Source organism: Microcoleus sp. MON2_D5 (assembly GCF_036701905.1).
GTDB lineage: Bacteria > Cyanobacteriota > Cyanobacteriia > Cyanobacteriales > Microcoleaceae > Microcoleus.
This window is the reverse complement of sequence record NZ_JAUBRM010000011.1, coordinates 24,046-36,016: the sequence shown is the minus strand read 5'-3', so window position 1 is coordinate 36,016 and position 11,971 is coordinate 24,046. Positions and strand designations below refer to the sequence as shown.

Annotated in this window: 7 protein-coding genes and 1 pseudogene; 2 read left to right on the top strand and 6 right to left on the bottom strand. The window is 47.9% G+C overall.

Going from position 1 to position 11,971, the window contains the following annotated elements; genetic code table 11:
* The first annotated feature begins 237 nt into the window (after positions 1 to 237).
* Positions 238 to 930 (top strand): DUF2259 domain-containing protein, encoded by a 693-nt coding sequence (locus QUA47_RS06110; RefSeq protein WP_333430079.1) that lies wholly within the window; start codon positions 238 to 240, stop codon positions 928 to 930.
* 130 nt (positions 931 to 1,060) lie between these two features.
* On the opposite strand, the pseudogene QUA47_RS30930 reads toward QUA47_RS06110, so the two are convergent.
* The 6 genes and pseudogenes from QUA47_RS30930 to polA form a co-directional block, all read right to left on the bottom strand.
* Positions 1,061 to 1,412, bottom strand: a pseudogene (locus QUA47_RS30930) (transposase); the annotation flags it as partial.
* Between the two features lie 256 nt (positions 1,413 to 1,668).
* Positions 1,669 to 3,231 (bottom strand): calcium-binding protein, encoded by a 1,563-nt coding sequence (locus QUA47_RS06100; RefSeq protein WP_333430078.1) that lies wholly within the window; start codon positions 3,229 to 3,231, stop codon positions 1,669 to 1,671.
* Positions 3,232 to 3,596: 365 nt separating this feature from the next.
* Positions 3,597 to 5,312 (bottom strand): ATP-binding protein, encoded by a 1,716-nt coding sequence (locus QUA47_RS06095; RefSeq protein WP_190662893.1) that lies wholly within the window; start codon positions 5,310 to 5,312, stop codon positions 3,597 to 3,599.
* 421 nt (positions 5,313 to 5,733) lie between these two features.
* Positions 5,734 to 6,255: a hypothetical protein gene (locus tag QUA47_RS06090; RefSeq protein ID WP_333430077.1), complete on the bottom strand. Its 522-nt coding sequence runs from the start codon at positions 6,253 to 6,255 to the stop codon at positions 5,734 to 5,736.
* Positions 6,256 to 6,808: 553 nt separating this feature from the next.
* The gene (locus QUA47_RS06085; protein WP_333430076.1) at positions 6,809 to 7,381 is read right to left on the bottom strand and encodes a thermonuclease family protein; all 573 of its coding nucleotides are present in this window, start codon (positions 7,379 to 7,381) and stop codon (positions 6,809 to 6,811) included.
* A gap of 11 nt (positions 7,382 to 7,392) precedes the next feature.
* On the bottom strand, positions 7,393 to 10,416 hold the full coding sequence (gene polA, locus QUA47_RS06080) for a DNA polymerase I (protein WP_333430075.1): 3,024 nt from the start codon (positions 10,414 to 10,416) through the stop codon (positions 7,393 to 7,395).
* Positions 10,417 to 10,619: 203 nt separating this feature from the next.
* Here polA and QUA47_RS06075 point away from each other — a divergent pair, with 203 nt between their 5' ends.
* On the top strand, positions 10,620 to 11,951 hold the full coding sequence (locus tag QUA47_RS06075; RefSeq protein WP_333430074.1) for a J domain-containing protein: 1,332 nt from the start codon (positions 10,620 to 10,622) through the stop codon (positions 11,949 to 11,951).
* Positions 11,952 to 11,971 lie beyond the last annotated feature (20 nt).

The window sequence follows — 11,971 nt, the reverse complement described above, 5'->3', positions numbered from 1 at the left end:
GTCGCCCCTAAAAGTTGCACTCTTGGATAAAAGCAACTCTCACATTAAAAATGCTTTCTAGTGCCACTTGAAAAAACTGCACATTCTTAAACAGTCTCTTGCGGAAAATTGAGAAACACTCATGTAAATAGGAGAGAGGACTTGAGAAGCGTCACAGTCCTATAGCTAAACCCAAAGCGTTATTGTTTTACGCATCAATAACAGCCGCTATAACTCTCAGAACAGGACAATATAGCTATGAAAATTTTACCTTTAATTTCGTTAGGTATTATAGCAAGTGCCGCGATGGCAGTCGCCCCTGAAGCTTTGGCAAGTACCTGGCGTGCCGCACACCGGATGTCTGGTTTTTCCGCCGACAGCAATTACTACTTGTATCTAGAAAGTTCCAGAGATACAGGAGCGGGAATTCCCAAAGCAAAATTGCAAATTGTCAAAGTTGCTGCAAATTCCTGCATCAAAAATGGGTGTATCCAAACTCAATATGGCGAGCCAGACTCGAATAAAAGCACTAAAATGGCAGAAGATGACTTGCTTAAAAAAAGTTGGAATAGCAGGGAAAGTTTGAAGTTAACTCCTCCTCAAGGTGGAACTAAACTGAACATTATTTCTCGTACTCCCGGAGCCAATGGAAGCGAGACAGTCGCCGTCAAAGTCAATACAGCAAAGCCTTTACAAATTCGTCTGGAACAGCGGCAAAAAACTGCTTCTCCTGGCAAAGAAAGCGCGGCAATGCGTCTTGTAATTAATCATAACGGTCGGCAGCGTGTCCTCGGCTCGCTGAACAATTTTCAAGATTGGGTGTTCTCTTATTCAATCCGAGAAGTTCGTTTGTCTCCGAACGGGCGCAATGTCGTTGTCCTGGTGGACAAGACAGAACGCACTTTTGAAGGAGTCTTGAAAACTACTGTTGTACAAGGCTTTGTTCTTTAGGCTTGCTATATTCCCAGGTTTTGACCTGGGAATTATCAAAACTTACGCAGAACCCCTATCTCTAAGGTACACGCGGCGCACCTACAGATAGAGTCTGTGCGTCACTCCCGATCGGGTTGTTAATTATTCTTTATTTTGATAATTGATATATAGCAACCGCTTTGGTCGGCGCCGGAGGCAAGGCGTAGGACCTCCAAGGGTCGCATCGCGTAAACAATCTCTCCCGATCTAATTGTTTGCGGATGCGACTCCCCGACCAAGACTCTTCTTTGTTCAATTCTGTTCAAATCAGGGGAGTACGGCGGTAAATACAACAATCTACACCCTACACTTTGAATCAATTCCTCAATTCGACCACCTTTATGAAACGTGGCATTATCCATCACCACCACCTGTCCTGTCACAAGTGTTGGCAGTAAACAAGTTTAAGGCCAAATTTCAAAAACTGTTCGATTACACGCTCCAACGACGGTAAAAGGGGCGGCGGAGGTTCGGACAAGACAGATTGGCGGGGTTGTTGCCGATCGAGAAACAGTCTCTGCGATCGGCAACAACCATTTTTGGGCTTCTCAGAAAAATTGAAGTTTGCTCAGTTCGCTGTTGCTTTATTGTGAAGCAAGCGGTAAAAATAGGTTGCGAAAATGCAATAACTGTGCCTCTTAATGCCAAAGATTGTTGGCCAATTTTAATCATGTTCCCTGAGTAAAAGTGATTTCACAAATGACCACTTTACTATCTCTAGACCGAGATGAAATCTTCAGAACCGATGAGATTGGGAGCAATACCTATCAAAGAAGCTAAAACTTCACCGCTGCCAGCTACTGTAATTAATGTGCCGTCAGTTCCCGGCGAAATTGATAGCTGTCGGAAGGTCAAACCATTGATTAATTGCACGGTATCTTGAGACTTGACGAAATCAGCGATCGTATCAACTCCCAACCCGGCACCTAAAACAAAGACATCGTTGCCCCCGCCGCCGACTAGAATATCGTTTCCCAAACCGCCGTTGAGAGTGTCAAAACCTTTGCCACCATTGAGGACATCCCTGCCGTCGCCCCCGACAAGGATATCGTTGCCCCGCAAACCGGTGAGTACGTCATTCCCTTCCACACCGTTGATGATATCGTTGCCGCTGATGCCACTCAGGATGTCGTTGCCGTCCGTGCCGTTGATGTTGTTATTAGGAGGGTTATTGCCTGGAGTGTTGCCGATGTCAGAAACAAAGACATCGAAGGTATTGTTAGTATCTCCCGGCACGAGGTTGGAAGCCTCTGAATCAAACGCTACTCTGTGCCCATCTGCAGAGATGGAGGGGTCGAAGGAGTCATTGTTTCCCTGATTGCCTGCAGAATCTACAGAAACGCGGGTGGTGGTATTGGTGAGCGTGTCCCGCACGAAGATGTCTGTCTTTTCGTTAGTATCCCCCGGCACAAGGTTGGTGGCATCTGAATTAAACGCCACAAACCGACCGTCGCCTGAGATGGAAGGGGTGCCGGAGCCACCGTTCGCCTGATTGTCTGCTGAATCTACTGACAAGCGGGTGGTGGTATTGGTGAGCGTGTCCCGCACAAAGATGTCGTAGGTGTCGTTAGTATCCCCCGGCACGAGGTTGGAGGAATATGAATGAAACGCTACAAACCGCCCGTCGGCTGAGATGGAGGGGCTGAAAGACCCGCTGATTGAGATGCTGCCTATGGATACGGAGGTATCGTTCCCCTGATTGCCTGCGGAATCTAGAGAGACGCGGGTGGTGGTATTGGTGAGCGTGTCCCGCACGAAGATGTCGTAGGTGGCGTTAGTATCCCCGGGCACAAAGTCGGCGGAAGCTGAATAAAACGCCACAAACCTCCCGTCGGCTGAGATGGAGGGGAAGCCGGAACCCTTGTACAGCTCAGTGTCCGCCTGATTGCCTGCTGAGTCTACAGAGACGCGGGTGGTGGTATTGGTGAGCGTGTCCCGCAGGAAGATGTCAGCGTTATCGTTAGTATCCCCCGGCACGAGGTTTGTGGCATCTGAATCAAACGCCACAAACCTCCCGTCGGTTGAGATGGAGGGGCGGAAGGAGTCTGCATTCGCCTGATTGCCTGCTGAGTCAACTGAGACGCGGGTGATGGTATTGGTGAGCGTGTCCCGCACGAAGATGTCCCGGCTACGGTTAGTATCCCCCGGCACGAGGTTGGTGGCATAAGACTCAAATGCCACAAACCGCCCGTCGGGCGAAATGGAAGGAGAGGAGAAGGAGAATGGGCTTTGATTGCCCTGATTGCCTGCTGAGTCAACTGAGACGCGAGTAATATTCATAAGCCCTGAATATTTCAATAGTCTGGATGTTTTTATTTCGTAGTCTGAAACCCTCAATTTTCCCTTGGTAGCTTGATTGCCTTGAAGCCTTGAAACCCTTATTCTAGGGTTGGCAATCAAAAATTGTCCCAAGTATTGATATTGAAGAGTACAACTTTGGAGATGGGTTTTGCGATCGCACGGCAATTGGGGCTATTTACACTTTATGCCCTAACCGCCTTGGCGGTTGCTATATCAATAGATTTTAAAATTTCCCTCTTCCTTCTTCCCTCTTTCTTTTTCCTTGAATATCTGCCTCCTGACTATTGACGAATGCTCAATCCTTAATCCGTGTATCCGTGTCAAAATCCCTATCTTGCCTGACTTTATGCCTGCATTACCACCCGTTCCGGGAGACTGACAATAAAAGTTGAACCTTTACCGTCCTCGCTTTCGACGCTAATTTCGCCGCCGAGAATTTGACACAAACGCTGGCTAATTGTCAATCCCAAACCCGTGCCTCCGTACTTGCGGGTAGTCGAGGCATCAGCTTGAATAAAAGGTTTAAATATCTGCTCTAATTGCTCGTTTGTCATCCCAATGCCGGTGTCGCTGACTCTAAAAATTAACACTTGAGAACTGTAGTTTGAACCCGAGTAAAAATCATTATTTTTATTTTGTTTCGCCGGTCTTGATTTTTCAATTATAATTCTTTCGACGCCGATAGTAATGACGCCTTTTTCGGTAAATTTGGCAGCATTGCTGAGCAAATTGAGGAGAATTTGCCGCACTTTCGGTTGGTCGGCGTACATTGTGCCGAGTTCGCCTTTGGTTTTCAGTGCTAAAGCATTGCCTTTTTTCTCTACTAGCGGTTGAGCCGTAGTCATCACTTCTTCAATCATGGTCGCCACGTCGAAGTTTTCCAAATAAAGGGTGACGTGACCGGCTTCTATTTTGGAAATGTCGAGGATGTCGCTGATCATATCCAGCAGGTGTTTGCCTGCAGTTTGAATTTTTTCTAAGTCGGGGAGAAAATCTTCGGAACCGGAATCTTGAGCATCTTCTTGCAGCATTTCGCTGTAGTTAATGATGGCATTGAGGGGGGTGCGGAGTTCGTGGCTCATGTTCGCGAGAAATGCACTTTTGGAGCGGTTGGCAGCTTCGGCGGCTACTTTTGCTTCGTGCAATTCTTCTGTGTATTCCGCTACTCTTTGGATCAGTTCGTTGAGGGAAATTGCTAGCATTCCCACTTCGTCGGAAGTAGTGACGGGTACTTGCAAATCAAAGTTCGATTCTTCTGTGACTCGCTGAGCGATGAGGGTGGTGGCTTCTAGGGAGCGAGCGATCGCCCCGCTGGTGTATGCTGCTAGAATTGCTGCGATCGCACCTGATATCAAGAGAGAGCCAACGAGAATGAGAGTTCCGAGTTTTTCGGCATTTTCGTAGGTTCTAAATGCCTCGTCTGCTTTCTCGCGAAATTGGCCGGCCAGTTGGGCTGAATCCTCGGAAAACTCTTTGAGTTTCAAAGCAGTTTCGCCCGCCACAAAATTGTTCAAGTTCTGCCCCAATGCCTGCTGCTGCTTCGGATTCAAAGCAGATAATTTCGCAGTAGCCAACATTTTTTGTACTTGTTGAAAGTATGATTCTACGGTTTTGCCGTTGACTTGAGCGAACTGTTGAAGCTGTTGGTAGTCTTTGGCAATCTCGGGATTCTTCGTCTGCGACGGGGCTTGCAGTTGTTCGAGGATGCCGCTCATCTGAGCAACGCGAGTCAGGAATTCCGAGCGTTGGCGATCGAAAATTTGCGGTTTGGCCGTCAGACTCGCCAGCTCTTGCTGCTGAATTCTGACTTCCTGCACCGTGTTATTGAGGTTTGTCAGGATTTCCGCTTTCTCTCGGTCGATCGCTAGTTTTTCTCTAACTTGCTGTTTGTGATAGGATTCTACTCCCCGTCCCGCCACAGCACCTAAAACGGCAATACCAAGGACCAAGGCGTATCCGCAGCCGATTTTCTGCCTGATACCTAAGCGGCCCAACAGACTTTTCACGCCTATTTGAGGAGGGTTCTGCAGTTGATTTTTCAAAGCTAAGGTTAAAGACATGGGCAATGTACTCGTCACCTTTGAGAGGCACCATCTATATTCTAATTGATGCCTGCCTGAGGGTAAATAAAGTTCTGGCTTCAAGTCAGGTTTCGGCAGTTATGGGGTCTTTGCAGGGTTCCACAGCTCGATCGGCTTGACACTTTGGAGGAGTTATGCGTAACAAGTTATAGCAGAAGGAATAAGGCTCTTCGGCTGCCTTCGGCTCCCTTCCCTTCGGCGATACGAGCGGGCAAGTCGCTCAGAGTAAAAAAAGCAAGAAGGAAGAAGCAGTCAAAGACATGGTTTCAGTCATTAAGAACGTACTCACCGTCGGGCGTGGTTGCGATATAAGTCGCGAGTTATAAGTTGCAAGTTATGAGTTAGATTTCTGATTGAAAACTCTACTCTACTCGCAACCCACAACTCTCTCGCTGTTCCCCTACTGGCAAAGTCGAAATTGTGCTATCTCCGCAGGAATTCTTGAAGCATTAGGTACGTTGGCAGAGGCAGGAACGAAGATTCCCAGGCCGTAACTGCAACCCTCTGCAGTCGTGCATTCGCCCGGTTTAGCACTGATTTGATATTCGCCTTGGGATGGGGGAGTAAAAGAGATTGACGCCAGTTCGCCTGTTTTTTGACTGACAGCGACTTCCTGACCGCTTGCATCCTTGAGAGCTAGGCTTAAATCCTGGCAATTTCCGTCGCAAGTGGCAACAAAAACATACTCCACATTAGGATGCAACGTCGCTCTAAAAGGAGATGAAACTTGCTTGCGAACTTGGCCCAGCAACGGCACAAATACTAATTTTTGACCGTTGCCTTTCCGCTGGTCAACTTCTGTTTTCAAGCGACAAATAACCGTTTTTTGGTTGTCGGTCAGTTCTTGAGCAATCGCATTTCCTACAATTGCAGTACCGAGGATCAGCGCAAGACCGGAAATAACCAGATGTTTGAAATTCATTGATGTCCCTTAAAGTTAATTTTGGGTGATTGCAATAGACCGCTTTTGTCAGCAGTCTATTAGTTTATCTGGAGCCTATCACATTTGTTGACTTTTCCGAAAAAACAGGTCGGAGAAAAGTGCGATCGAACTCAAGTCTGGTTTGAGATGAATCTGGCGTCAGCTATCGCCGAAACTCCACAGATTGCAGAGCGTAGGAGCAGAACCTCGTCCTGATTGTATTGTACTAAATTAGGACGATCGCCATCAGTATCTAGAAACCAGGTTTCTGGGCGGATGCCTCGCAGCTCAAGCTACGATTTATAGTAGAGACCGGGTTTAACAAGACCTGAATCTGTCCAAGACTGTAAATCTCTGATACAGGTTCCCAGATTCCCTGTCAACAACATAATACAAATTTAAAAAAGTCTTGCTACCATCCTCAATCTTATACCAATTATTAAAATTCAAAGCGAACCGTAAGGACACGGCATTGCCGTGTCCCTACTCAAGATCCCTCCGTTAAATCCGTTAAATCCCTTCTACAATCCATTGCCTAACTTCCTTCTTCCGATCATTTATCACTCTTCCGAAATTTCCACGCAGGAACAAACTTAGAATCTCCCCAAACGCCGCGACGCTTTTTCTTAGCTTCGGCTTCCGCTTGTTCCAAAACACTGGCACTCGGACAGTTTTTCAAGTAAGGACGGTAAACCATTGCTAATCCTTCGCGGATCAAAACTTCTTGGGCAAATGTGCCGTTTGGCAAACGAACTTCGCTAACTTTGCGGCCGTAGCGGTCAGTATCGGTGACGGTCAAGACAACGCGACCCCCCCCTTTTTTGACGAGCTGCTGCATTCTTTGGTGCGCTAAATTTCCCCACTTAAATTGATTTTTTAGTGCTGATGCTTTGCTATTTTTCTCAGCATTTGTGTGCGCGACTTCCGGTGCATCTACACAGGCAAAACGCACTTTGATATCTTTTCCGGCGCTATCGCTGGCGACAAGGGTGTCGCCGTCGCTGACTCGCTTGACAGCATAGTTGTTGGGCGCTAACTTTTGTGGACACCCGAATAGTAGCAATAGCAGAGCAACTGCACTTAAGGTTTTTATTGTTGGGAAAAGGGGGATTTTTGTTGGGCTCATATTTCTCTGTTTTATTTAGTTTCCATCCAATTTTTCCCAGCGTGGATGTCAACTATCAGCGGTACGCTAAGTGGCAGAGCATTTTCCATCGCAGTTCTAATTTTCGGTTGCAATTCTTCCCATTCATCGGGAGGTACTTCAAAGATTAATTCATCGTGAACTTGCAGCAGCAGCCGCGCCTGATAGTTTTGCAAAATTTTGTGTACTTCAATCATGGCAAGTTTAATGATATCAGCACTAGAGCCTTGAATGGGAGCGTTGGCTGCGGCCCGCAAAGATTGGGCGTCATCTCTGCTGACAGATTTAAGTCTATCCGAGTGAATGTCTTGGGGATTGCGGCCTTTTAAGTCGAGGAGGCTTTCGCTCTCGAATTTTAAATAGCGGCGGCGGCCTAGAATTGTGGTAACGTATCCGAGGGCGATCGCCTCTTTTTTTACTTTCTCCAAAAATTCAAAAACCTTAATGTAACGCTCGTTAAATCGCTTAATAAACTCTTTCCCGTCTGCTGAAGTTTTGCCCATCGAGCGCCCAAACTTAATCGCCCCCATACCGTAAATTACCCCAAAATTAATCGTTTTGCCAAACCGTCTTTCGTCTGGCGTTACTTCCTCTTTTTCAAACAGCAGTTGAGCCGTTACGGTATGCACATCTCGGTTATTTTGGTAAGCTTCTATTAACACAGGTTCTTGACTCAAGTGAGCCAAAATTCGAAGTTCAATTTGAGAATAGTCAGCCGACACCATCAGCCAACCTTCTTCCGGCAAAAAAGCCTTGCGAATTTGTCGCGAAAACTCGGTGCGGATGGGAATATTTTGTAAATTTGGATTGGAAGAAGAAAGCCTTCCCGTACCAGTTGCAGTTTGGTTGAAATCTGTATGCACTCGCCCGGTTTCTGCACGCACTAACTGTGGCAAAGCATCGACATAAGTTGATTTCAACTTGGATAATGTTCGGTGTTCTAATAAATCGTCTACAATCGGGTGGTCTCCTTGCAATTTATCCAAAACAGCGGCGTCTGTAGAGTATCCCGTCTTCGTTTTGCGAGACTTTTTCTGAAACTCATCCGGGATTTTTTCTAACAATATCTCGCTGAGTTGTTTTGGGGAACCTAAATTAAACTTTCTCCCCGCTGCTTGATAAGTCTTTTCTTCTATTTCTTTTAAGCTCTTTTCTAGCTGTTGCGATAGTTCTTGCAGGTAAGCTGAATCAATGCGAATTCCGCAGAATTCCATTTCTGCTAAAACAGGTTCTAGGGGCTGTTCTACTTCCAGCAGCAACTTGTGCAAAGATTTATCGGGAAAGTTATGTTCGTCAGCTTTATCTAATTCACTTCTCAGTTTACCTACTAACTGAAATGTGGTGTGAACATCCATGCCGCAGTAGTCGGCTACTTCTCGAATGCTAATGTCAGCAATTGTTTTGTTTTTCGGCACTAATTCATTGTAAGTTTTGCCAACAATTTTTAAGTAGTGCCTTGACAATTCGCTGAGGCTGTGGCTGGTTTCGGGATTGAGTACGTAACTGGCTAGCATGGTGTCGAAGACGACTCCGGCTAGTTTGATTCCCTGACAGCGCAGGATCGATCGATCGAACTTAGCATTTTGCAGCGCCTTCGGATAATTCTCGCTTTCCAAAATCGAACGCAAAGCATTTAAAACTGTGGCTTTATCCAAGTTTTTGCCCGTTTTATGTCCCGTGGGAATGTAAGCAACATCCTCTTCGCCTGTTCCCCAACAGCAGCCAATTCCGACTAATTCGGCGTCTCGCGGTTCGATGGCGGTGGTTTCGGTATCCCACGCCACGGGTGAGGCTTTGTCGGTGAAGGTTTGCAGCAGTTGGACTAATTCGTTTAACTGTTCGGTTGTTTGAATTATTCGGGGTTTAATTGGCAGTTTGTTTTCCTGCTGCGCGGCTAGGGTTTCTGCGGGACTAAAAAACCACAACGCATCGTCTTCGGAACTTTCAGAAGTTGCAGGTGACTTATCTATTGTGGGGTGGGCATCGGGTTCGCCCTTTTCTACTGTGGCTTCTACACTCTTTTCTACTGTGTCTTCTACGCCCTTTTCTACTACGGTTTCTTCTACACCGCCGAACCTTTTTTGAATTTGTTTTACTTTGCTTAAAAATGTCTTAAATTCTAATTTTTCCAGCATCGGGATCAAGGCTGCTTCATCAAAACCTTTGAGCTGGCAATTTTCTAAGTCTACTTCCAAGGGCACGTCTTGGACAATTGTCGCCATGCGTTGAGAATGATAAGCAGCTTCTTTGCCTTCTTCTAGCTTTTTCTTAGTTGCTCCTTTAATCTCGTCGATGGCTGCATAAATGCCGTCGAGGGAATTGTAAGCTTCCAGCAATTGCAGGGCGGTTTTGTCGCCGATGCCTTTAACTCCGGGGATGTTGTCGGATTTGTCGCCGCAGAGGGCTTTGTAATCTACTACTTGTTCTGGCAAAATGCCGAGTTTTTCTTTGACTGCTTCCGGGCCGTATTCTTGGGATTTGCCTTTGCCCGATCGCCTGAGTTCATCGGTACTCAAATATAATACGCCGATTTGTTTTTCGGTGTCTACTAATTGAAACAAATCTCGATCGCCCGTGAGGATTTTGACCTGATAACCGGCCGCGCTGGCTTTGTTTGCCAAAGTTCCCAAAACATCGTCCGCCTCAAAACCGGGAGCAGTTATTGCAGGTAAATTCAAATAGGTGAGCAATTCTTGCAGGTTTTTGATATCCGGCTTAAAATCTTCCGGTGTTTCGGCTCGACCGGCTTTGTAGGTGTCGTCTGCTTCGTGGCGAAATGTGGGTGTGGCGAGGTCAAAGGCGATCGCCATGTACTGGGGGTCGTGGGCCGCCATTACTTCCAGTAGCGACTTGAGAAAGCCAAAACAGACGCTGGTGGGAATGCCCGTCGTAGTTCGCAAACCCCCATCTCGACTTTTGGCAAAGGCGAAGTAGGAGCGAAAGGCCAGGGAGTGACCGTCAACTAAGATGAAGATGGGAGCTTGATTTGCCGACACAGACACAGTTACCGATCGCACGAAAGGATTTTCTCATTGTACTCAGTTGTCAGTCGGCATTGATCGACCGGAAGGATGGCCGAGAGACTTGAGAACGGTTGACAGTTGAGGGGGTCTCGGCTTACTGTGCAGCTTGGCTGAGAATAGTAGAAGATGTTAAGTGGGATTCCCTACCGGATAGCTTCGCTTCACGCGAATTTACAAACACCTGCAGATCGAAGCCTATGGCTGACATTAATCGATGCTACGAAATCCTCGAAATTGAGCCTGGAGCTTCCTTAGAAGAAATTAAGCGCGCTTACAGGGATTTAGCGTTTGTGTGGCATCCCGATCGGTTTGCCAACAATGACCGCCTGCAACAAAAAGCTCACCAAAGATTAACAGAAATTAATGAAGCTTACCAGCAGTTGGTGTTGTTTCTGAGTCAGCCTGAATCATCGGGGTCGATCGAAAAACAGTTTCCGCAGCCACCGCCGCCTGCGCCGGAAAAGCCGCTGAGAAGGCCTTCTCGAAAATCAGTGGCTAGGCCTGGTTCCCAGCGCAGTCAAACCCGCCCAAAAACCGCCTCCAAAAAATTTCAAACTCAAAAGAACTCTTCAAGCAAGAAACGATTTACCACTCACAGCCGTCAAGCGTGGCGGGGCAGAAAGCAACCAGGGCGAAGCGTGGCGAGGGAAGCACGGCCATCTCAACACTATCGAAAGCTTACCTCGAAAAGGAAAAAAGAATTTTCAACTCAATACTCACAACCGCGAAGCGCGCCGAGGGAAGTGCGGCCATCTCAACACTATTCAAGCTTCCCTTGGTGGCCGCTGGCAATCGCCGTGGCGAGTTACGCTTTGACCGGTTGGATTTTGACGAGATCAGCCGCCCCGCTGTGGATGTGGGCTTTAATTTGTGGTGCCGATTGGCTGTGGGTCGCGATTTTGCTGGCGGAGGGTTCGGCAACGCCTAGAGTGTGGCTGGCAGCGTTAGTTTTAGGTGGGGCGGTGGGGGGGTCGATCGCCGGTTTTCAGGCGGGAGGAATGGAAACAGGGGCTGCTTGGGGCGCCGTTGGGGCTGGTTTGGGGGCGATCGCCAGTTCCGAGGCCGAGTCGCGGGCTGTGGCTGCTGTTTTGGGTGTAGGGGGAGTGGTGACAGTGGTGGGATTGATGGCGGGAACAGATTCTGGGAATTGGGTTAAGGTGTTGGCGGCGGCCGTGTGTTGGGCGATTGTCGGCTTGACGTGCGGGCTGGCGGCGGAAGTAGGTGGGAATTCTGACGGCCCCGTCGGGCTCGGAGGTGCGATCGGGCTGGGGATTGGGGCGTGGGGTGGGGTGTGGGCTGGGGCGGGTTCGGGGGCGATCGTCCAAGCTTTCGCTATCGCCGGGTCTAAGACTGTTTATGGGGCTTGGGCTGCGATCGGCATTATTGCTGGAGTTGTGGCGCGGATGGTAGCTGCAGAAAGGTTGAGCCACAACGGCAGCGGGCTTTATACGTTTATCCTGTTGGTGGCTACTTCGGGTTTCGGGCTGTGGCTGGGACGGTTGGTTGGGCGAGCGGATCTTTTGAATTAATCATTAGTCATCAGTAATTA

Excerpts from the sequence above, each read along its gene's own strand:
- QUA47_RS06110 (WP_333430079.1), top strand. The coding sequence starts at position 238 with ATGAAAATTTTACCTTTAATTTCGTTAGGTATTATAGCAAGTGCCGCG.
- QUA47_RS06075 (WP_333430074.1), top strand. The coding sequence starts at position 10,620 with ATGGCTGACATTAATCGATGCTACGAAATCCTCGAAATTGAGCCTGGA.
- QUA47_RS06085 (WP_333430076.1), bottom strand. The coding sequence starts at position 7,381 with ATGAGCCCAACAAAAATCCCCCTTTTCCCAACAATAAAAACCTTAAGT.
- QUA47_RS06100 (WP_333430078.1), bottom strand. The coding sequence starts at position 3,231 with ATGAATATTACTCGCGTCTCAGTTGACTCAGCAGGCAATCAGGGCAAT.
- QUA47_RS06095 (WP_190662893.1), bottom strand. The coding sequence starts at position 5,312 with ATGTCTTTAACCTTAGCTTTGAAAAATCAACTGCAGAACCCTCCTCAA.
- QUA47_RS06090 (WP_333430077.1), bottom strand. The coding sequence starts at position 6,255 with ATGAATTTCAAACATCTGGTTATTTCCGGTCTTGCGCTGATCCTCGGT.